23 protein-coding genes are annotated in these 21,040 nt (G+C 60.9%); 10 read left to right on the forward strand and 13 right to left on the reverse strand.

What is annotated here, in order from left to right; translation table 11 throughout:
- The first annotated feature begins 113 nt into the window (after nucleotides 1-113).
- From rplM to argF, 7 genes are all read left to right on the forward strand, one after another.
- Nucleotides 114-539, forward strand: coding sequence for a 50S ribosomal protein L13 (rplM, locus tag K0V07_RS05915; protein WP_220623616.1), 426 nt, complete (start codon nucleotides 114-116; stop codon nucleotides 537-539).
- A 5-nt stretch (nucleotides 540-544) separates the two neighbouring features.
- A complete protein-coding gene (gene rpsI / locus K0V07_RS05920) occupies nucleotides 545-949 on the forward strand; it encodes a 30S ribosomal protein S9 (protein ID WP_220623617.1) in 405 nt (134 codons plus the stop codon).
- Nucleotides 950-1,061: 112 nt separating this feature from the next.
- A complete protein-coding gene (gene argC, locus K0V07_RS05925) occupies nucleotides 1,062-2,090 on the forward strand; it encodes an N-acetyl-gamma-glutamyl-phosphate reductase (RefSeq protein WP_220623618.1) in 1,029 nt (342 codons plus the stop codon).
- 12 nt (nucleotides 2,091-2,102) lie between these two features.
- The gene (gene argJ / locus K0V07_RS05930; RefSeq protein ID WP_220623619.1) at nucleotides 2,103-3,332 is read left to right on the forward strand and encodes a bifunctional glutamate N-acetyltransferase/amino-acid acetyltransferase ArgJ; all 1,230 of its coding nucleotides are present in this window, start codon (nucleotides 2,103-2,105) and stop codon (nucleotides 3,330-3,332) included.
- Entirely contained in the window at nucleotides 3,332-4,228 is an 897-nt protein-coding gene (argB, locus tag K0V07_RS05935; protein WP_220623620.1) for an acetylglutamate kinase, read from the forward strand. Before argJ ends, argB begins: the two co-directional genes overlap by 1 nt.
- 17 nt (nucleotides 4,229-4,245) lie before the next feature.
- Nucleotides 4,246-5,463 (forward strand): aspartate aminotransferase family protein, encoded by a 1,218-nt coding sequence (locus K0V07_RS05940; protein ID WP_220623621.1) that lies wholly within the window; start codon nucleotides 4,246-4,248, stop codon nucleotides 5,461-5,463.
- Between the two features lie 22 nt (nucleotides 5,464-5,485).
- A complete protein-coding gene (argF, locus tag K0V07_RS05945; protein WP_220623622.1) occupies nucleotides 5,486-6,430 on the forward strand; it encodes an ornithine carbamoyltransferase in 945 nt (314 codons plus the stop codon).
- A 239-nt stretch (nucleotides 6,431-6,669) separates the two neighbouring features.
- Here argF and K0V07_RS05950 read toward each other — a convergent pair whose 3' ends face one another.
- The 4 genes from K0V07_RS05950 to K0V07_RS05965 all read right to left on the reverse strand — a co-directional run bounded on the left by K0V07_RS05950 (nucleotide 6,670) and on the right by K0V07_RS05965 (nucleotide 9,761).
- Nucleotides 6,670-7,263 (reverse strand): histidine phosphatase family protein, encoded by a 594-nt coding sequence (locus tag K0V07_RS05950; protein WP_220623623.1) that lies wholly within the window; start codon nucleotides 7,261-7,263, stop codon nucleotides 6,670-6,672.
- Between the two features lie 123 nt (nucleotides 7,264-7,386).
- On the reverse strand, nucleotides 7,387-7,980 hold the full coding sequence (locus tag K0V07_RS05955) for a PEP-CTERM sorting domain-containing protein (protein WP_220623624.1): 594 nt from the start codon (nucleotides 7,978-7,980) through the stop codon (nucleotides 7,387-7,389).
- A gap of 219 nt (nucleotides 7,981-8,199) precedes the next feature.
- The gene (locus K0V07_RS05960; RefSeq protein ID WP_220623625.1) at nucleotides 8,200-9,189 is read right to left on the reverse strand and encodes a calcium/sodium antiporter; all 990 of its coding nucleotides are present in this window, start codon (nucleotides 9,187-9,189) and stop codon (nucleotides 8,200-8,202) included.
- A 104-nt stretch (nucleotides 9,190-9,293) separates the two neighbouring features.
- Nucleotides 9,294-9,761 (reverse strand): S24/S26 family peptidase, encoded by a 468-nt coding sequence (locus K0V07_RS05965; protein ID WP_220623626.1) that lies wholly within the window; start codon nucleotides 9,759-9,761, stop codon nucleotides 9,294-9,296.
- Nucleotides 9,762-9,933: 172 nt separating this feature from the next.
- Here K0V07_RS05965 and K0V07_RS05970 point away from each other — a divergent pair, with 172 nt between their 5' ends.
- Nucleotides 9,934-10,416, forward strand: a complete 483-nt coding sequence (locus K0V07_RS05970; RefSeq protein WP_220623627.1) for a S24/S26 family peptidase — start codon at nucleotides 9,934-9,936, stop codon at nucleotides 10,414-10,416.
- A gap of 109 nt (nucleotides 10,417-10,525) precedes the next feature.
- On the opposite strand, the gene K0V07_RS05975 is transcribed toward K0V07_RS05970, so the two are convergent.
- The 4 genes from K0V07_RS05975 to K0V07_RS05990 form a co-directional block, all read right to left on the reverse strand.
- On the reverse strand, nucleotides 10,526-11,200 hold the full coding sequence (locus K0V07_RS05975) for a hypothetical protein (protein WP_220623628.1): 675 nt from the start codon (nucleotides 11,198-11,200) through the stop codon (nucleotides 10,526-10,528).
- 158 nt (nucleotides 11,201-11,358) lie between these two features.
- Nucleotides 11,359-12,510: a carboxynorspermidine decarboxylase gene (gene nspC, locus K0V07_RS05980; protein ID WP_220623629.1), complete on the reverse strand. Its 1,152-nt coding sequence runs from the start codon at nucleotides 12,508-12,510 to the stop codon at nucleotides 11,359-11,361.
- Nucleotides 12,511-12,537: 27 nt separating this feature from the next.
- On the reverse strand, nucleotides 12,538-13,749 hold the full coding sequence (locus tag K0V07_RS05985) for a saccharopine dehydrogenase family protein (protein WP_220623630.1): 1,212 nt from the start codon (nucleotides 13,747-13,749) through the stop codon (nucleotides 12,538-12,540).
- A 216-nt stretch (nucleotides 13,750-13,965) separates the two neighbouring features.
- Nucleotides 13,966-15,234: a cysteine desulfurase gene (locus K0V07_RS05990; protein WP_220623631.1), complete on the reverse strand. Its 1,269-nt coding sequence runs from the start codon at nucleotides 15,232-15,234 to the stop codon at nucleotides 13,966-13,968.
- Between the two features lie 112 nt (nucleotides 15,235-15,346).
- Here K0V07_RS05990 and sufU point away from each other — a divergent pair, with 112 nt between their 5' ends.
- Nucleotides 15,347-15,778, forward strand: coding sequence for a Fe-S cluster assembly sulfur transfer protein SufU (gene sufU / locus K0V07_RS05995; RefSeq protein ID WP_220623632.1), 432 nt, complete (start codon nucleotides 15,347-15,349; stop codon nucleotides 15,776-15,778).
- Nucleotides 15,779-15,841: 63 nt separating this feature from the next.
- Here the strand turns inward: sufU and K0V07_RS06000 are convergent, their stop codons facing one another.
- The 3 genes from K0V07_RS06000 to K0V07_RS06010 all read right to left on the reverse strand — a co-directional run bounded on the left by K0V07_RS06000 (nucleotide 15,842) and on the right by K0V07_RS06010 (nucleotide 17,934).
- Nucleotides 15,842-16,249 (reverse strand): hypothetical protein, encoded by a 408-nt coding sequence (locus K0V07_RS06000; RefSeq protein WP_220623633.1) that lies wholly within the window; start codon nucleotides 16,247-16,249, stop codon nucleotides 15,842-15,844.
- Nucleotides 16,250-16,280: 31 nt separating this feature from the next.
- Nucleotides 16,281-17,075, reverse strand: coding sequence for an imidazole glycerol phosphate synthase subunit HisF (hisF, locus tag K0V07_RS06005; RefSeq protein ID WP_255568165.1), 795 nt, complete (start codon nucleotides 17,073-17,075; stop codon nucleotides 16,281-16,283).
- A 79-nt stretch (nucleotides 17,076-17,154) separates the two neighbouring features.
- Nucleotides 17,155-17,934, reverse strand: coding sequence for an MBL fold metallo-hydrolase (locus K0V07_RS06010; protein WP_220623634.1), 780 nt, complete (start codon nucleotides 17,932-17,934; stop codon nucleotides 17,155-17,157).
- A gap of 164 nt (nucleotides 17,935-18,098) precedes the next feature.
- On the opposite strand from K0V07_RS06010, the gene K0V07_RS06015 reads away from it, so the two are divergent.
- Complete coding sequence (locus K0V07_RS06015; protein ID WP_220623635.1) at nucleotides 18,099-18,803, forward strand: SDR family oxidoreductase; 705 nt, start codon at nucleotides 18,099-18,101, stop codon at nucleotides 18,801-18,803.
- Between the two features lie 168 nt (nucleotides 18,804-18,971).
- On the opposite strand, the gene K0V07_RS06020 is transcribed toward K0V07_RS06015, so the two are convergent.
- Nucleotides 18,972-19,310, reverse strand: coding sequence for a P-II family nitrogen regulator (locus tag K0V07_RS06020; protein WP_185677094.1), 339 nt, complete (start codon nucleotides 19,308-19,310; stop codon nucleotides 18,972-18,974).
- 64 nt (nucleotides 19,311-19,374) lie between these two features.
- Entirely contained in the window at nucleotides 19,375-20,625 is a 1,251-nt protein-coding gene (gene amt, locus K0V07_RS06025) for an ammonium transporter (protein ID WP_345778172.1), read from the reverse strand.
- Nucleotides 20,626-21,040: the final 415 nt, after the last annotated feature.

Consider the following 21,040-nt stretch of genomic DNA (forward strand, 5'->3'; position numbering starts at 1 on the left):
ATACGGGTTTCCATGAGGATGGAGACTCTTGATTCGTCATCTATTTTTCAAAAAGCGCAGGAAAGTCATTGACAGGGGAGGGTGCTCGTCTATTTTTCCACGCTTTTCCCAACATGAAGACAACTCTTGCCAAACCCGATATCGACAGGAAGTGGTACGTGGTCGACGCCTCCGGGCAGACCCTGGGCCGTCTGGCGGTTAAAATCGCCAACCTCCTGCGCGGCCGGCACAAGCCGATCTACACTCCGCACATGGACGCGGGGGACTATGTCGTCGTGATTAATGCCGACAAGGTGAAGCTGACCGGTAAGAAAGAAGAGCAGAAGCTGTATATGTTCCACACGGGCTGGTTCGGTAACGAGTACTATCGTAGCGCCGCCGCCATGCGTGAGAAGAAGCCTGCCTTCATCATCGAGCACGCCGTCAAGGGCATGCTCCCCCGCAACAAGCTCGCCAACGCCATGATCAAGAAGCTGAAGGTCTATGCCGGTGAAGAACACCCGCACGAAGCCCAGCAGCCCATCACCTTTGAAGGTTAAGACCCATGAGTACCGCAACTGAAAGCGAAACCTTTACCGCCGTCGGTCGGCGTAAGACCTCTGTAGCCCGCATCCGCCTCCGTCGCGGCGAAGGTAAGCTGGTCGTCAACGGCCGTCCGCTCGAAGCCTATTTCCCGACTGAAATGCTGGCCAAGCGCGCCACCCGTCCGCTGGACGTGGCTGAACTGTCAGGTGAGATGGACTGCACATTCCTCGTCGAAGGCGGCGGTTGTGTCAGCCAGGCCGGGGCCGTTTCCCACGCCCTCGCCCGCGCCCTGCAAAAGTACAATCCGGAGCTGCGTCCGGCCCTCAAGAAGGTGGGCCTGATCACCCGTGACCCCCGCATGAAGGAACGCAAGAAGTCCGGTCAGCCGGGCGCCCGTAAGCGATTCCAGTTCTCCAAGCGGTAAGCGTACCGACTCGGCTTTCCTGCCCTCCGTGTGCGCTTGCCCGGAGGGCTTTTTGTTTCTCAGGCCAGAGATTAGCCTCGTTTATTTTCAACACTCTCAGCATTAATAAATTATGAAAACCGCGATCATTGGTGCATCCGGATATTCAGGCGAAGAACTCGTGCGGCTGCTTGCGCGGCATCCGCAGGTGGAGCTTGCACTGGTTTCCTCGCGCTCGCTCGTCGGTAAGCCCCTGGTCGAGGTCATGCCGAAGTTTCGGGGCCTGGTTCCGGCGGATCTGGTTTTCTCTGATTCGGACCCGGTGGCCCTTGCCGCGCGGGACGATATTGATGTTTTCTTCCTCGCCCTGCCGCACGGGGTAGCTGCTGAGTTTGCGGTGCCGCTGGTTAAGGCCGGGCACAAGGTGATCGACCTCTCCGCAGACTTCCGGCTCGGCTCGACCGCGCTCTACGAGGAGTTCTACGGGCAAAAGCACCCGGCTCCCGAGCTGCTGGAGCAGGCCGCCTATGTCATCCCCGAGGTCGCGCAGCCTGGCTGGGAAAAGGCCCCGCTCATCGCTAATCCCGGCTGCTACCCGACGAGCATTATCACTCCGCTCACGCCGCTGCTGCGGGAGGGGATCGTCTCGACGAAGGGCATCGTGGTCAACGCCATGAGTGGCGTCAGTGGCGGTGGCAAGAAGGTCGCGGAGATGTACCTTTACTGTGAGCGCAACGAAAGCGCCAAGGCCTACGGGCTTCCCAAGCACCGGCACCTTTCCGAGATCGAGGAGCAGCTCGGTGCCGCAGCCGGTGAGCCGGTCGTGATCCAGTTTAACCCGCACCTGGCACCGATGGCACGGGGCATCGCCACGACGATCACCGTCCCGGCTGCCAAGCCCGACCTCGCCGCGCTCTATGCCGCTTGGGAAAAGGCCTTTGCCGGTCGGCCCTTCATCGGCATCCTGCCCAGTGGCACCTGCCCGGACACGCTGCATGTGAGCGGTACGAACCGGGTCGATATGTCCGCCGTGTACGACGAGCGGACCGGAAATTTTGTTATCACCAGCGCCGAGGACAATGTGGTCAAAGGCGCCAGCGGCCAGGCGGTTCAAAACATGAACCTCTGGCTCGGCTTCAAGGAAACGGACGGACTTCTCTAAACCCTGACTACCATGAGCTTCGCAGTGACGTTGACGGATGATTCACCGGGCTTGGCCGATGTGCCAGGCTTTAAACTGGCGGGCGTCCACTGCGACGTGCGTGAGACGGGTGCTCAGCGGCGCGACCTCGCCGTGGTTTTTTCTGAGCAGCCCGCGGTGGCTGCCGGTGTCTTTACCACTAATGACGTGAAGGCCGCCCCGGTGAAGCACTGCCAGGCTGCGCTGGCCGCGCGGGAAGACTTTCACGCCATCGTGGCGAACAGCGGTAACGCTAACGCCTGCACCGGTGTGCAGGGCTGGAACGACTGTGAGGCCATGGCTGCCAAGGCCGCCGAGCTGCTGAAAATTTCTCCGGACCAGATCTTTGTCTGCTCCACGGGGCGGATTGGCCGGGCGCTGCCGATGGGTAAGATCTCTGCCGGGATCGCCGATGCGGTGTCCAAGCTCACGGCGGATTCGGCTCACTCCCTCGATGCCGCCTGGGCTATTCTGACCTCTGACACTAAGCCGAAGACTGTGACCGCTCGCTTCGAAGTCGACGGCCAGACCGTGACCGTTTCCGGTATGGCCAAGGGCGCTGGCATGATCGAGCCAAACATGGCTACGATGCTCGCCTTTGTCGCCACCGATGCGCAGATCTCTAAGGCCGCGCTACAGGATGCCTTGGCGGGCGCCGTGCGGACGAGTTTTAACTCCATCACGGTGGACGGCGACATGAGCACGAATGACACGGTGCTCGTACTGGCCAACGGTCAGAGCGGTGTGGCTGTAGATGCGGCTGACTCCGAGGCTGGTGTGGCTTTCCGCGACGCGCTGGGCCAGGTCTGCCGGTCACTGGCCGCAAAGATCGTCGGCGACGGCGAGCGGATCACCAAGGTCGTCACCCTCCACGTCAACGGTGCTCCCACCGAGGCTGCCGCCGAGAAGGTGGCACGGGCTATTGGTAACTCCTTGCTGGTCAAGACGTCGTGGTTCGGGAACGACCCCAACTGGGGGCGGGTGCTCGATGCCGCCGGGTATGCCCGGATCGGCCTCGTTGAGGAGAAGCTCGACATGTTCTACGACGAGATCCCGGTCATTGATCAGGGGACTCCGCTGCATGACAACCTGCCGCAGTGGAAAGAAGCCGTCTCGAAGAAACACTTTACCATCACTTTAAACCTGAATCTCGGGTCTGCGGCCTACCATCTGCTGAGTGCCGATCTGTCCGAGGGCTACGTGCAGTTTAACAAGAGCGAATAATGCCGAACGCGACCGACCATATCGACATCACGACCAAGGCCCAGGTGCTGCTGGAGGCCCTGCCGTACATCCTTCGCTTCCGGGGCTCGACCTTTGTCGTCAAGTACGGCGGCAGCTTCATGGACGACCCGGACCCGGCGGTGCGCATTCGCGTGGCCACGGATATTGTTTTTCTCGCGGCGGTGGGCATTCACGTCGTCGTCGTGCACGGTGGCGGCAAGGCGATCTCGCGGGGCATGGAGGAGGCTGGGCTGGAGCCGGTCTTCCGGAACGGCCTGCGCGTGACCGACGAGAAGACGATCGAGATCGTCGAAAAGACGCTCAATCAGGTCGTCAACCTCGACATCTGCGAGCTGATCCAGGCCCGGGGCGGCAAGCCGCTGGGCATGCACGGTAACAACGTGCTGGTCTGTGAAAAGCTCCTCTCCAAGGACCCCGAGGGGCAGCCAGTAGACCTGGGCTTCGTCGGGCAGATCCAGTACGTGAAGGCCAAGCTGATCAAAAAAGCCATCTCGGACGGCTACACTCCGATTATTTCGCCCATAGCGGTGGACGAGCTGGACCACCCTTACAACACCAATGCCGATGTGGCTGCCGCTGCGGTTGCCTCTGCCCTGCGGGCGCGGCGTCTGGTCTATCTTTCCGATGTCCCTGGCTTACTCCGTGACCCCAGCGACCCCTCCACGCTGATTTCCTCGCTCCATATCGACGAGGTCGAGGCCCTGACCAAGGACGGGACCATCTCGCGGGGCATGCTGCCCAAGGTCAACAGCGCGGTCGGTGCCCTGCACAACGGCGTGCACCGGGTGCACTTCGTCGATGGACGCCAGCCGCACAGCATCCTGCTGGAAATCTTTACCGATAAGGGTATCGGTACCGAAATCGTTAATCAGTAATCAAGAACCCTCCGACTATGAACGCAACCTCCCCGGACACCACCGCCGAGCTCTACACCTCGTATGTACTCGGTAACTATGGCACGCCCGCCTGCACGCTGACGCGCGGCGAAGGCGCCTACGTGTGGGACTCCGAGGGCCGTCGCCTGCTGGATTTCGGCTCGGGGATTGCGGTCACGGCTATCGGCCACAGCCATCCGCACTGGGTGGAGGCTGTGCAGAAGCAGGCCGCGACGCTGGTTCACGTGAGTAACCTGTACCGGCATCCGGGGCAGGGGCGGCTCGCTGAGCGGCTCTGCGGCTATGCCGGGCCGGGTAAGGTCCTCTTTTGTAACAGCGGAGCCGAGGCCAACGAGGCCCAGCTCAAGCTCGCCCGGCTCCACGGACGGGCCAAGTGCGGCGAAGAAGGCAAGCGCTACAAGGTGCTGGTCGCCGCTAAGGCCTTCCACGGGCGGACATTCGGGGCCATGGCAGCCACGCCGCAGGAAAAGATCCAGGGTGGGTTCCGGCCCATGCTGGACGGTTTCGCCGTCGGCACCTACAACGATTTGGCCAGCTTTGAGGCGCTGGTGGATGACTCCACCGCCGCCATTCTCGTCGAGTCCATCCAGGGCGAGGGCGGTGTCAACGCCGCCACTCCGGAGTTCCTTCAGGGGCTGCGGGCGCTCTGCGATAAGCACGGCCTGCTCATGCTCATGGACGAGGTCCAGTGCGGAGTGGGACGGACGGGCCGCTTCTTCGGCTTCGAAGAGGCCGGTATCGTGCCGGATGCTATCGCCATGGCCAAGGGCCTGGGCGGGGGTATCCCCATCGGCGCTGTCTGGATGCGCGACGAGCACGCACCGCTTTTCCACCCCGGTTCACACGGGACGACCTACGGGGGAAATCCCCTTGTCTGCGCTGGCGCCAATGCCGTGCTCGATGTGATCGAGTCGGACGGGCTGCTCGCCCAGGTCTCCGAATTTTCCCAAATCTGGATCGCCAAGCTCAAGGCGCTGGAGCAGCAGTTCCCCGCATTGGTGCAGGAAGTCCGGGGCCGGGGCTATCTCGTGGGCGTCGTGCTCAAGGTGAACCACCTTCCGATCATCGAATCTCTGCGGGAGAAGGGCATGCTCGCCATCCCGACCGCCGGGCAGGTGATCCGGCTTCTGCCGCCTTTGACCGCCACCATGGACGATCTCGACCGCTCCGTCGCTCTACTGACGGAGGCTTTATCTGACTATAACCCAGCTTAGTTTTCCACCAGCCATCCCGCACATGAAACACTTTCTGAAAGTGACCGATTTTTCGGCCGACGAGGCCGAAGTGATTTTCCAGAACGCCGCCGAGTTTAAGCGCCTGGGCCGTAACACGCCTGCCTTGCTCCAGCGCCAGTCCTGGGGGATGCTCTTCTATAAGAACAGCACGCGTACGCGTGTGTCCTTTGAGGTCGGGCTGAACGAGCTGGGTGCGCACGCCGTGATGCTCAGCGCCGGTAATACCCAGCTGAGCCGTGGCGAGACGGTGGCCGACACCGCGCGGGTGCTTTCACGCTACCTGTCCGGTATGATCATCCGCTGCTACGATCACAGCCTGGTCGAGGAGTTCGCAGCTGCCGGCACCATTCCTGTCGTCAACGCCCTCACGGACCTGACGCACCCCTGCCAGCTCTACGCGGATCTGTTTACGCTGGCCGAGCGCTGGACCCCCGGTGATGGCCAGGCTGACATTGAGTCGCTCAAGGGCCGCAAGGTCGCCTTCCTCGGGGATACCGCCTGCAACATGGCCAACTCGTGGATTCTCTCTGCTGCCCAGTTTGGGATGGAGATCACGCTGGCCGGACCTACGGAGTTTGCTCCCGGCAACCAAGTGCGCGAGCTGCTCAAGAAGGCTGATCTGCCCGAGACTTTCAAGTTTACCACGGACGCCCGCGAAGCTGCCCAGGGCGCTGATGTGGTCTACACCGATGTGTGGGTGAGCATGGGTAACGAGGCCGAGGAAGCCGCACGCCTCGCCCAGATGAAGCCCTTCTCCGTCACCTCAGCGGTGATGGCCGAGGCCGCCAAGGACGCGTACTTCATGCACTGTCTGCCCGCCCACGTCGGGCAGGAGGTCACGCAGGAAGTCCTCGACAGCCCCGCCTCCATCGTCTTCGACGAGGCAGAAAACCGCCTCCACATCCAGAAGGCCATTCTCGCCAGCCTGTCCGGTGAACCCCGCTAGACGGGTTGCACCCGCTGGCATTGACTTGGGGGCTGCGCTCGCCCAAACCGCGCGGCAGGCGAAGCCTGCACTTTCGGTCCAGTGTCCGAGCTTCGCTCAAACACTGGACCGCTATTGAGTTTTCCCCTGATGTGGGCCACCCAGTTTAGATGCTCTGCTCAGCGATTACTGGGGCGTCGCTTTTCTATTCGTAGGCTTGTTGCTGGGGTAGGCGCGCAGTGCCGTAGGGGCGGAGCCCCTCATTGCTGCTCTAGCCGGAGAGCGTTCCAGGTGAGGATGGCGCGGTTTTCGTGTTCGTAGCCGAGTCGGTTGAGGGAGCCGGTGTTAAGCACGAAGTGCGCGCCCTGCTCCGGGGCGAGCTTAAGCCAGCGGGCAGCGAATACCCGCAGGTAGTGCCCGTGGGCAAAAAGAGCGACATCGCCGGGTGTTTCCAGGATGCGGTTAATGGCACGGTCGCAGCGGGCGGCGACGTCACCGGGCGTTTCTCCGCCGGGTACGGGATGGCTGAAGATGCCCCATCCGGGCACCTGCTTGCGGATCTCCTCGGTGGTCATGCCTTCGTACTGGCCGTAGTTCCACTCCGTCAGATCGGGGTCGATTTCCATCACCTCGTCCAGTCCGGCGAGTTGGCAGGTTTCGCGGGCTCGCTTGAGCGGACTGCACAGCACGAGTGAAAATTTCCACTGCGCGACGATAGGGCGCAGGGCGACAGCGTCCTGGCGGCCCTTATCGGTCAGGTCTATGTCGGAGATAGAGGTATGCTTACCGTTCAGGCTCCACTCGGTCTGACCATGCCGGAACACCAGCACCTGTTTGCGCGTATCCTCAGGCATGGGCCGGAGATTGAGGGCAGGGCGGCGGCGGGTCAATGCCTGGGATGCGGTCTGGACAAGAAAATCTCAGCGCTGGCTCCGCGCGATGCCCCCGGCGTGCCGGGAGTGGGTCGCGCCGTGGGCCTAGGCCTTGGACTTCCGGCGCCAGGCGACGAGGCCGAGGCAAAGCACCCCGATCAGAGCGGCGTAGGTCGCGGGCTCGGGCACGATGGTGAGTTCTAGGTAGTCGGCGTTTTCTCCGCTGCCCCAGGTCCAGGTGTAGATGCCGGAGGTGAGGCCGAGGTTGCTGAGGGTGGCGTCCTCATACGTTGATGTGGCGCTCAGGGCCACGCCGGAGACGTAGTCCTCGGGCACGTAGAGAGTAGATGTTACCAGCGCGAAGCCAAATGTGTCCCCCGTGCCGGAGTTGACGCTGATGAAGGAGTTGCCATCCCCGAAGCTACTGGGCCCGCTGAAGATGCCATCATACACATCAATAGTGGTATACGCGGCGGGCCCGACATAGATGACGGATGTGGAGGCCTTCAGGGATGGCCAGAGGTTCGATTTCGGGATGTACGATTTGTACGACAGGTCGGCCAGGTTAAAGCTGCCGCTGCCGGTGACCACGACATTACCGTCGACCTCATTGATGACAAGTTTGACTTCCGCGCGAGTCGTATTGGCCCAAAAAGCCAAGCTGAGAATTGCCAGGAGGAATATGCGATAGGTTTTCATGCTGAACGTCTCGTCTATGTGTTGCGTATAGGTAACAAGGTTAAGAATAGGAAATAGCGCATCATTATGGGCCATAAAGGCAATGCGAATGAGGTGTTTATATTATCCGGCTGGGCCTGTTTCTGGATGATATAAGTTTGTTGGATTGTCAGAATAAGCCGACATATCCGTGCGCGGTCCGGCGATGGGACCGCTTTTCGTGTCCTCGGTGGGACAACGCTATTGCGCCATCGCTGAGAGCGTCAGGATGAGCGCATACAGCAGGATGAAGTACCCGCCCTCGCGTCGGCTCACCGTGCGGTTGGTGAAGAACGCCATCCACAGCAGGATCGTTACGATGATCATCGCGGGGTACTCCAGCAGGAAGAGGTGCCCCTCGATTTTAATCGGAAAGATCGTGGAAACGCCACCGCCGACCAGCAGCATGTTAAAGATATTCGATCCCACGATATTGCCTGCGATAATGTCACTCTGTCCACGGATGGCAGCGGCGACAGAGGCGGCAAGCTCGGGCAGACTGGTACCGATGGCGACGATCGTCAGGCCGATGAGGGCATTACTGATCTCCATGCGCTCGGCCAGCACCACGGCACTGCCGATGAGCAGCTCCGCGCCCAGCCACAGGGCGATCCCTCCGAGAGTGATCAGGCCTGCACAGCCCCAGAAGGACTTGACCGGCTCACCCGTTTCCTCCGCGTACTCCTCCTGGATGTTTTTCTGGGCACGGCGTGCCTGCAGGACGAGAAAGATCAGGTACGCTGCCGCACCGGCCAGCAGTATTCCACCCTCAAGACGGCCGAGGTGACCGTCGATGAGGTAACCGCTCAGGCACAGCAGTGTGAAAATCAGGGTGGCGACAAACAGGATGGGGACCTCCTGCCGGATGAGGCGCCACTGGATCTTGACCGGGTTGATAATCGCGGCCACGCCCAGAATGAGCCCGATGTTGCCCAGATTGCTGCCGATGATGTTACCGAGGGCGAGGTCGGAGTTTCCCTGACCGGTCGCCATCAGGGCGGTGATCAGCTCCGGCATGGAGGTGGCGATGGATACGATAGTCAGCCCGACCACCACGGGGTTGATATTCCACAGGAGTGCCAGTGAGGCCGCGCCGCGCGCCAGCCAGTCTCCCCCGAAACACAGACCGGCAAGACCGATCAGCAGCAGCAGGATGAGTAAAAGAGTAGAATAATCAGCGTAGGCAATCACAGGGCTATATTAGCGGTAAATCAGCCAGACAGGTCATGATGGCGGCCGATGAAAGGCAAGCGGAATTAGGTTTTTCCCGTATTGAGTGCGTTCAATCGAGCCATTTACCCGCGCCCGCCCACGCTGACGGCGGCGTCCCAGCTATGGAAGGTCGCGTACACGACGCCCTTGAGGTTACTCTCGGTGACCCGCTCGGGGTCGACATCGGGGTTATTGATGCCCTCGACCTCCCACGTGCGCCCGATCTTGCGTGAAAGCGCGTGGCAGATCAGCCGCCCGTCCCGTGCCTCATACAGCACGACCATCCCGGCTCGGAGGTCGTCGAAAGCGATCGGATCAAACACCACCACGGTATTGTCTCCGTATAGTGGGGCCATGGAGATGCCCTCGCCCTGGGCGGCCATGCGGCCATTGGCCAGGCGCTCGACCTTATAGGCGGCAGCGCGGGCACTGCTGGGGCTCACCGTCGAGCTCGGAGGCTGAGAGCCGGAATCCGTTACGCAACCAGCTAAAAACAGTGCTAAACCCGCATGAATACTGAGCCGGAGAGTCATGGCGACAAGATTAGTCATACGCCGTATTTTGGCAAGCCCACTCCTTAATACAGTAAACACCTGAGTGCCCCTACAGTACCCACCGGATCACCTCTACAGCGGGAATACTGTATGATTACCGTGAACCTGCGGTAAAGGATCAGCCCTAGGCCGAATGCCTGAAATCGCAGATAAATGAGATACTTCAGGCATGAAAACGAAAACACCTGTAACAACCTCGTTTTTCTTCGCCCTGATCGTTCTCTTCTCGGCTCTCACCGCCCGTGCTGAAGTTGAACTCGCCTCTGACGTCCGCGCCTCGGACGCCTACAATGACGCCCTGAGCGTCGCGGCCATGAATGCCAACTGGACGGCGATCCCCGCAGACGGGACCTCGATGCTCCCCTACTACGACAGCAAGAGCATCCTGATGATCGACCGCGCTTCCTTTAACCAGCTCCGCGCCGGGATGATGGTCGTCTACCGCGACAACGACGGTGACCTGGTCGGCCACCAGCTGATCCGCAAGACCGAAAATGGCTGGGTAGCTCGTGGGATCAACAACCGCGGCGAAGACCCTGAGCTGGTCACGGCTGCCAACTACCGCGGTGTGGTCTTCGGAGTTTTCCACTCCAACGGCGTGGACGCCGAAAAGCTCGCCGGTAAGGAACGCGTCATCGGCAAGAGCTTCTAAAACAATTTTCTAGGTATAGTACTTGGGTTTAAATCGCGGCTCCCGTTTGGGGCCGTGATTTTTTTGTGCCCATACCTGCGTGTCGGCGGAGTGCCCCCGACCTCACGGCTTAATCCGTGGATACCGTGCGCGTGGTCTGGCTGCTGGGGCGGTAGTTCGGGGACCAAACCCGATAGCCGGGGATCGTGATGGTGCCGCCCTCCTGCATGATCGTCTCCTCCAGTTGGATCTGGCGCTGGATCGAGTCCTGGCGCTGCTGTTTCAGAAGCTCGGTCTGTGCGGTCAGCTGCTCCAGCTCCAGCTTGCGACGTTCGATGTCTTTCAGGACGGCTTTCTGCTCCTCCGTCAGGCTGGAGCCAAGAGCGGCCTGCCGGGCGGCAATCTCGGCCTGCTGCTTGCGGGTGGCCTCCAGTTGATCCTGAAGCTTCTGCATCTTCGCGGCCAGTTCGGCAGCCTGCTTTTCTGCGGCCTCACGAGCGAGGGCTTCTTTATGCAGTTGATCGTTCAGGGCCTGAAAACGTGCCTGGCGCTCGGCGATTTCCTTTTCGGTTTTAGCCTCAGCCATGCGGGCAGCCTCTTCGGCGGCCTTGGCGCGTGACTCGGCGGCGATGCGTGCTTCTGCCTGGGCTTGGGCCTTACGGGCAGCCGCGGCCTCCAGCTCGGCCTGTTGCGTGGCCAGCTCGGAGACCTCTTCGGTGGCGGAGCGGTTGACGTTGAGCAGGACCAGTACGCCGACAAGGGCGGCCACGAGGGCAAGTGAGAGGATGACAATGGCTTGCTTCATGATTATCGCCTGGGTTGAAGGGTGCGTCTAAAGAAAGTGAAAACAATACAGCAGGGCGAAGCTTGGACGACTTCGCGAGAAGGGGGAGAGCAGACAGTATAAACACTAGCAGACTCCATGGGGCTGCGCCAAGAGTGTTTTAGCCTGCCGCCGAAGGCTTAGGACAGGCGGTTTCGGTAGTCTGAATAGCCGAACTTTTTTACGACTTCGATCTTGTCTGCGGCCGGGTCCCAGGTGCAGATCGAGGGCAGGGGGACGCCGTTGAAGGTCGTGGTCTTCACCATCGTGTAGTGCGACATGTCGAGGAAGACCAACCGCTGCCCGATGCGAAGTGGCTCTTTAAAGGAATAGCTGCCGGCGACATCGCCTGCGAGGCAGCTGGGGCCGCCGAGCCGGTAGGTGTGTGCGTGCTCATCGGGTAGCCCGCCGCCGACGATGTCCGCCCTGTAGGGCATTTCCAATACGTCGGGCATGTGGCAGGTGACGGAGGTGTCGAGGATGGCGACGGGTCCGGCATTGTCCACGATGTCGATCACCGTAGCGACGAGTACACCCGTACCGATGGCGATGGCCTCGCCGGGCTCCAGGTAGACCTGCACGCCGTATTTGTCATGGAAATCCGATACAAGCCTGCAGAGCAGGTCCACGTCGTAGTCGGCGCGGGTGATGTGGTGCCCGCCACCGAAGTTGACCCACTTCATCTGCGGGATGAGATGGCCGAATTTTTTCTCGAAGTGCGGCAGCGTGCGCTCCAGGACATCGGCGCCCTGCTCGCACATGGTGTGAAAGTGCAAGCCCTCCAGCCCTGACAGGTCTTCGCCCTCAAGCGAGGCGGCGGTGATCCCCAGGCGCGAGCCGGCGGCGCAGGGATTGTAAATCTCCACCTCGACCTCGGCGTACTCGGGGTTCACGCGCAGTCCGCAACTGGGCGGGTTTTTCGCGGCCTCGACGATGGGGCGCATCTGCCGCCACTGAGCGAGCGAGTTGAAGGAAAGCGAGTGCGTGAAACGCACGAGGTTGCGCATCTCGTCCTCTTTAAAGGCGGGGGAGTAGGCGTGGATTTCGCCCCCGAAAAACTCCTCGCCCAGCAGCGCTTCGTGCAGGCCGCTCGCAGTGACACCGGCCAGGTGTGGACGGATTACATCAAAGGTCGAAAAGGCAGCGTAGCCCTTGAGCGCGAGCAGGATCTTGCAGCCGGTGCGGCGCTGGACCTCGCCCAGCAGTTCACAGTTTTTCTCCAGCGCGCGCAGGTCCACCACGTAGCTGGGGGAGGGGGCGCGGGCCGGATCGAAGTGCGTGAAGTGCTGCATGAAAGCGCAGTTGGCTGAGTCAGAAAATTACTTGATTGCGCCAGCAGGGTCGAGCTCCTCGACGCCCCAGGTGATGCCGAGCTTAGGCATCAGCTCCAGGAACGGATCGGGGTCGCATTGCTCCATGTTGTAGACGCCGTCCTTGTGCCACTTACCGGTGGCGACCATGGCCGCGCCAGTCACGGCGGGGACGCCGGTGGAGTAGCTGATGGCCTGGCTGCGTGTGTCCTTGTAGGTGTCGACGTGGTCGAGGATACTACGCACGAAGTAGCGCTTTACCTGGCCGTCCTTGACGCCGGTGATGTCGCAGCCGATGCAGATCTTACCGGTGTAGCGCTCGGCGAGGCTGGCCGGGTCGGGCAGTACGGAGCGCAGGAAAGCGACCGGCGAGATGGCCTTACCTTCGAACATCACGGGCTCGTGCGCGGTCATGCCGACGTTTTGCAGCACGTTCAGGTGGTTGAGATAATTCTCCGAAAAGCCCATCCAGAAACGGATGCGCTTCAGGCCCTTGAGGTTGAGCGCGAGCGACTCCAGCTCCTCATGGTAGAGCAGGTAAAGCGGTTGCGATCCGATCCCGGCTGGGAAGGTGTAGTCGCACTTCACGGACATCGGGGAGACGGCCTTGAACTCGCCCTCTTCCCAGTAGCGGCCCTCCTGCGTGATCTCGCGGATGTTGATCTCGGGGTTAAAGTTCGTGGCAAAGGGCAGGCCGTGGTTACCGGCGTTGACGTCCACGATGTCCACGGTGTGGATCTCGTCAAAGAGGTGCTTTTGGGCGTAAGCGCAGAAGACATTTGTCACGCCGGGGTCGAAGCCCGAGCCGAGCAGAGCCATCAGGCCGGCCTCCTTGAAGCGCTCCTTGTAGGCCCACTGCCACTTGTACTCGAACTTAGGCGTATCGAGCGGCTCGTAGTTGGCGGTGTCGATGTAGTCGACGCCAGCGGCGAGGCAGGCGTCCATCAGGTTCAGGTCCTGATAGGGGAGGGCGACGTTGATCAGCAGGTCCGGCTTTTCCGATTCGAGCAGACGGGTGACTTGCGGTACGTTGTCGGCATCGAGTGCGCAGGTGCGGATGGTCTTGCCACGCATGCGCTGGATCTCCTCGGCGATGAGGTCGCACTTCTCCACCGTGCGCGAGGCCAGCAGAATATCCGTAAAGATGTTTTCAGCCTGGGCGCACTTGTGTGCGACCACTTTCCCGACACCACCGGCTCCGACAATAACGACTTTGCTCATGGCCAAAAGGAGTGCCCACGACCCGCCGTCGTTGCAAGCGCATTATTGCGGGGTGTGACCGCACACGACGCTGAGGTGCTCTGTCGCTGCGGCCCAGCGTGCCTACCACAAGGATTGCGCAAGCGATGCCAGACGAAGCTCGTTTGAATTGGCGTTAATCACCGTTGCCCATGGCTCCACCTTCGTGGAGCCATCAGTGCCAGCGGAGGTACTCCGCTAGCCGAGGAAGAGGCGGCGGATTTTATTCAGGCTGGTAATGAGTGCGTCGATTTCCTCGCGAGTATTATAAAAGGCGAAGGAGGCGCGGGTGGTGCCGGTCAGCCCGAAGCGCTCCCACAGCGGCATGGTGCAGTGGTGCCCGGTACGCACGGCGATGCCGTCCATATCGAGCATCGTGCCGATGTCGTTGGGGTGGAGCCCGTCGATCATAAAGGAAATGAGTGAGACCTTTTCGGCTGCGCGACCGTAAATGGTCAGCCCCTCTATCTGCTGAAGCTGGGCGGTGGCATAGGCGAGCAGGTCCTGCTCCTGGGCGGCGATGGCCTCATGGCCAATGCTGTCCAGGTAGTCAAAGGCGGCGGCCAGGCCGATGGCACCGGCGATGTTCGGAGTGCCTGCCTCGAAGCGCTCCGGCAGCCCGCGAAAGGTCGTCCCGGAGAAGCTCACCACGTCGATCATGTCACCACCGCCCTGATAGGGGGGCATGGCGCCGAGCAGGGCGGCCTTACCGTAGAGGACGCCGATCCCGGTGGGGCCGAAAATCTTGTGCCCGCTGCACACGAACCAGTCGCAGTCCAGATCGCGCACGTCGATCTTCATGTGGGCGCTGGACTGTGCCCCGTCCAGCAGGACTGGCACGCCCTTGGCGTGGGCTTTGGCGATCATGGCCTTGGCCGGATTGACCGTGCCGAGCGAGTTGGAGGCGTGGCAAAAGGCGGCCAGCTTCGTGCGCGGGCTGATGAGCTTTTCCCACTCTTCGACGAGTAGCTCGCCCTCATCTGAAATCGGGGCGACCACGAGCTTGATGCCGAGGCGCGTTTCGAGCATCTGCCACGGGACGATGTTGGCGTGGTGCTCCATCACGGTGAGCAGCACCTCGTCACCCGCCTGGAGGTTGGCCCCGCCCCACGAGCTGGCCACGAGGTTAATCGCCTCGGTGGCCCCGCGGGTGAAGATACATTCGCGGGCCTCGGCGGCATTGAGATAGCGGGCCACGGTCTCGCGGGCGGCTTCGTAGGCACCAGTGGCCTCCTGGCTGAGCACGTGCACACCGCGGTGGATGTTGGCGTGCTCGTGGGCGTAGTAGTGCTCCAGGCGGTTGATGACGGCGCGCGGTTTTTGCGAGGAAGCACCGTTGTCGAGATAGATCAAGGGCTTGCCGTTGACCTCACGTCCGAGAATGGGAAAGTCCTGACGCCACGCTGCGATCGTTTCCGGAGAAGGCCGATCTGCGAGCAGGGTTTCTGTCTGCTTATTTGGAATCATTCTTAGTTGAGAACCTAAATCAAAAACAGCATCCCGCAAGCCAAATGCCGGAATTAATCGCACCGGAGTCCGCGATTGATTCACGGCTGCGGGCGTGATTGAGTTTAAGCTTATGCCGCTGACTCCGGAGCTTTATCAGGAAATCCTGCTCGACCACAGCAAGCACCCGCGTGGGCAGGGGCTGCTGGCTGCGCCTGCCTACCGGGCCGAGGCTGAGAACCCGGAGGCCGGGGACAAGGTGCGGCTGACTCTGGAAACAGGTGCGGACGGTACCATCACTGCTGTGGGCTGGGAAGCGGCTGGAAGCGCCGTGCTGCGGGCCTCGTGCTCCCTCATGGGGGAGCGTATCCGTGGGCTGACGGTCCCCGAGGCACAGGCCTTGGCGGAGCGCTTTCGGAGCTTCCTGACCGGAGCTGAGCCGGACGAGGCGGAGACGGACTACTGGGAAGATGTGGCCGCGCTGGGAGGCATTCGCCACCTGCCGCCCCGCGTCAAGTGCGCCATGCTCCCGTGGCGGGCCCTGCTCGCCGTCGAGGGTGAGTGATGGCATTTTCTCCTGAAAATGCCTGGGTGACCCGTAGGATTACAGGTGCAGGACTCTGTCCTGCTACTTCGTGAAGAGCCTTGCGATGGAGGGCTTATTGAGCACGTACAGGGCCCAGGCGCTGGCTCCGATCCCCATCACGGTGACAAACCAGAAGTAGACCTGAAAGCCGACGGTCTGGCCGGGAGGATAGGGCTGGCTCCACCTGAGCAGGGCGAAGATCAGCGGCATCGCCGTAAAGACCAGGACGAAGACCGAGATGGTCAGAGTAAACAGGCGCCAGTAGGGCTTCAGTCGCAGGAGCCCGTAACCGGCCAGCAGCATCAGGATGAGGAAGTCGACATTGTGGCCACCCTGCATGGTTAGCGAAATGACGGTACGCACAAGCGCCAGCGCGCCCAGTGCGATCAGGATTCCGGCCAGGATGGTGAGCTCCTTGGGCAGATCAGAGGCGATTTTAGGGAATTTCATAGCTCAGAAACTAACGGGACTGGGCACGGGCTCAAGCCTCAAGCGGCAGTCGTACCGGAAGCCCGGCCGAGGCGATCTTTTCTTTAGCCTGCAGAATCGAGTACGTGCCAAAGTGGAAGATCGAGGCTGCGAGCACAGCACTGGCTTTGCCCTGCTGCAGCACATCAACGAGGTGGTCGAGGCTGCCCGCACCACCCGAGGCGATGACGGGGACTTCTACTGCCTCGCTCACGGCGCGCGTCAGCTCGATGTCGTAGCCGGCCTTGGTACCGTCCGCGTCCATGCTGGTGAGCAGGATTTCGCCAGCGCCGAGGCGCACGACTTCGCGCGCCCACTCGATGGCATCCCATTCCGTCTCGCGGCGTCCACCGTGAGTGAACACTTTCCATTTGCCGGGTGCTACATTCTTTGCGTCTACGGCGACGACGATGCACTGGTTACCGAAAATGTCCGAGGCCTCGCGGATGAGCTGCGGGTTTTGCACGGCAGCGGTGTTGAGGGAGACCTTGTCCGCTCCGGCATTCAGCATGGCGCGGATGTCGTCCACGGTGCGCAGGCCACCGCCCACGGTCACGGGCATGAAGCACTCCGAGGCGGTGCGCTCGACTACCTCGCGCATGATCGCGCGCTCGTCGCTGGAGGCGGTGATGTCCAGAAAGACCAGCTCGTCCGCGCCCTGAGCCTCATAGGCTTTGGCCTGCTCGACGGGGTCGCCCGCGTCGATCAGGTTAACGAAATTCACGCCCTTGACCACGCGCCCGGCGTGGACATCGAGGCACGGAATGATGCGGACGCTCACCTGCCCGCTGTTTGCCTTAGCATTCACGCCGCAAAGATTCGGCCCGTGCGCGTTCAGGCGCAAGCCGTAACTGACGCGCCGGGTGTCTTCGCGGGGCGAATCACGCTCAGAGCGTGAGCTTGAGCCCGTCGTAGGCCAGGTGGACGGTCTCGGGGAGCTTGGCCTCCCAGGTGGCGTGATCGACCTGGAAAGTCAGGTGCGTGAGCCAGCTCTGGGGGGCACCGATTTTGAGGGCGGCCTCGGTGGCCTCGTCGATGGTCATGTGGCTAGGGTGCTCGGTGGGGCGGAGCCCGTCCAGCACGACCGCTGCCGCGCCCTCGGCGAGTTCGTAGCCGCGCGGAGTGATCTCCTTGCAGTCGTTGTAGTAGACAAATTTGCTGCCGGTGGACTTTTCCACGAAGACCAGGCCCAGTGATTCAAAACCGCCGTGCGGGAGCAGGGTGGAGTAAATATCGCCGCCGGGGGTCTCCAGCTTTTCGGGCATGGGGATGGGGCGAAAGGCCGCGTAGCCCTTGCGGACGGGTTTGTCGCCGATGGCATAGGGGAACACCTGGCGCAGGCGGGTCAGGCCCTCCTCGGAGCTGTACACCTCCAGCGCGCTGAAGTTGCGCAGGTCGCAGAAGCGCCGCAGGTCGTCCATGCCCATGATGTGGTCGGCGTGCCCGTGGGTCAGGATAAAGGTATCGATCTGGCGTAGGTCATGGCGCAGGCACTGCAGCCGGAACTCCGGTCCGGCGTCGATCTGGACGTGCCAGCCGTCCATCACGATGTGCATGGCGCAGCGGGTGCGCCAGTTTTTCGTATTCGTCAGGTCGCAGCCCTCATTCTCGTGCGCGATCATGGGAACCCCCTGCGAGGTGCCCGTCCCTAAAAAAGTCACTTCCATATATCTAAGACTATCGAATACCTCCCCGGTGCCCAATAAAAGCAAAAAGCGTTCCGTGACGGACTCTTTACGCGCAGCGTGAGTTTGTCTCTTATTGGGGCTGTGGCTGTGTAAAAAACGGCTCAGCACTGGCCAGACGACGGAAAATAAGGCATCGTAGGGGCATGAGCACCGAATCTCCGCGCAAGATCGTCCTGACAGGTATTACCCGTGGCCTGGGCCGTGCCCTGGTGGAAAAGTTTACGCGTCTCGGCCATACGGTCATCGGCTGCGGGCGACGGTTTGAGGCGGTGGAGGAGGTGCGACGCGCGCTCGATCCTTATCCCTACCTGTCCGTGGTGGATGTGCTCGACACCGAGTCTGTGCAGGCCTGGGCGCTCGATGTGCAGGACCGTTTCGGGGCACCGGATCTATTGATCAACAACGCCGCAGTGGCGCATCCGGGAAAGGCCTTCTGGGAGCTGTCGCAGGAGGATTACGATTCCGTTATCGATACGAATGTGAAAGGCCCGGCCAATGTCATGCGGGCCTTCCTGCCGGGGATGATCGCCCGCGGGAGCGGGATCGTGGTCAATATTAGCTCCGGGGTGGGGCGCTTTGCGGTGAAGAATTTCTCCGCCTATGTCGCCTCCAAGCATGCCGTCGAGGGGCTGAGCAAAGCCGTGGCGCTGGATTTGCCCAAGGGGCTGGCCTGCGTGCCGCTTTCTCCCGGCGTGGTGGATACCGATATGCTCAAAGCCCACTGGGGAGAGGAGCGCTCGGGGCAGGAGATTGATCCCGCCTCGTGGGCGGAAATCGCTGCGCCCTTTATTCTCGGCCTCACGCCAGCCGACAATGGCAAATCTTTGAACACCTCCGAGGAGAGGTAAAATTTTATACACTGGGCGATAGCGTTACCTGGGCGGAGACTGTGCGCAGTATGGGCCTGTATCGGCCCTATGTCTCTCGCTGCGATGGATTTATCGCTGGTGGCATAAAAAAACCGGGGTCCTTGCGGACCCCGGCCTGTGAAATGACTCGCTAGAGAGGGAGGTGCCTTAGATGGCTCCGTCGCCCTTTTCGTCAGTGCGGATGCGGATCACTTCGTCCAGCGGGAGGACGAAGATCTTGCCGTCGCCGATCTTACCCGTCTTGGCGGCCTTGGAGACAGCCTCAACGGTCTTGGCTACGACGTCGTCCGACACGGCGATGTCCACCATGACCTTCGGGAGAAAGTCGACGGTGTATTCGCTGCCGCGGTAGATTTCGGTATGGCCTTTCTGGCGTCCGAAACCTTTGACCTCGGTGACGGTCATGCCTTCGATGCCGATTTCGGAGAGAGCTTCTTTAACTTCCTCCAGCTTGAAGGGCTTGATAATCGCTTTAATGAGCTTCATGGCAATTTTCCTTTTCTGTTAGCATTCAGATAGGTTACGTGGAATCAAGGTAAATTCCACCCGATTAACCCTTCGTGGCGGGAGCGAAGTCCGGATAGGATTCCTGACCGTGCTCGCCGATGTCGAGGCCTTCGCTCTCTTCTTCTTCGCTCACGCGGACGCCCATGATGGCCTTGACGATGCCGAAGATGATGAAGGAGCAAATGAATGCAAAGGCGGAAATGGCCACCGTACCGATGAGCTGCGACATGAAGAAGCCGCCGCCCCAGATACCAACGGCGATCGTGCCGAAGTTACCGCAGATGCCGTGGACGGAGATAGCACCAACCGGGTCGTCGATCTTGATCTTGTCGAAGAACAGAACGGCGATCACGACGATGACACCAGCGATGACGCCGACGAGAACGGCAGACCACGGCGGGATCGTGTCAGCACCAGCGGTGATACCGACGAGACCGGCGAGGATACCGTTGAGGCCCATGGAGAGGTCCGGCTTCTTGAGCAGGATCCAGGAGGTGAACATGGCACCGAGGCCACCAGCACAACCGGCGAGCGTGGTCGTCACGAAGACGAAGGACACGAGCTGCGGGTCAGCGCTGAGCACGGAACCACCGTTAAACCCGAACCAGCCGAAGAACAGCATGAACACACCGATGGCAGCCAGCGGCATGGAGTGGCCGAGGATCGGCTTGACCTTACCGTTGACGTACTTGCCCTTACGAGCGCCCAGCAGGATAACAGCAGCCAAGGCAGCGTAACCACCGAAGGCGTGCACCAGCGAGGAACCGGCGAAGTCCATGAATTCCTTTTCACCGCCGCTGAAGTTGTTCAGCCAGCCGCCGCCCCATTCCCAGGAGCCCGTGATCGGGTAGATGAAGCACACCAGGATCGTGGCGTAGACCATGAAGCTGGAGAGCTTGATGCGCTCGGCCACGGCACCGGAGACGATGGTCGCAGCGGTAGCGGCGAACATGGCCTGGAAGATGAAGTCGGCCCAGTAGGTGTAGTCAGCGTAGGCGCTGGTCATGTTGCCGAAGATGTCTTCATCGGCGAACATGCTCGGGATCGGGCTGCCAGCGGCGAAGAAGCCGTTGAAGTCGCCCGGGTACATCGCGTTGAAGCCCCACAGAGCATACACGATGACGCCCATGCAGACGATGAACACGTTCTTGAACAGAATGTTCACCGTGTTCTTGCTCTGGGTCAGACCGGTCTCCACGCAGGAGAAGCCGAGGTGCATGATGAAGACCAGCGCGGCGGAAATGAGGATCCACAGGTTGCTGACCGTGAAGTAGGCTGAAGCGGGGGTGCTCATGAAACCTTCGTAGGTTTCAAGGGCGGCGCCCTCGGTCAGTTTATCGACTTCCTGTGCCATGGAGGTGGAGCTGGCGATAAAGGCCAGGCCGAGTCCAAGCAGCAGAAACTTCCAGAATCTGAGTTTAGTTATCATGATATTGTTTAGGGTTTGTTTGAAATCAGAGCGTTTCTGGTTTCACGTTTGAGTTTAGGCGTAGGCGATATAGCAGCGTGCGTGCCAACACGCGCTCTCCACGGGGTAACGCCTAAAAAATGATCCCGATGTGCACCAATTTTACACAGCTTACTTTTTGTGCAAATGCGGTAAGTTGCTCGCTTTAAGCTCTTTTCGCATTCTGTCTTTTTCGCTCTGAGCGCCGGATAAAATTACGTTAAAAACGAAATCGGCGTCGAAAACAGGGCCTGAAACACTC

Source organism: Ruficoccus sp. ZRK36 (assembly GCF_019603315.1).
GTDB lineage: Bacteria > Verrucomicrobiota > Verrucomicrobiia > Opitutales > Cerasicoccaceae > Ruficoccus.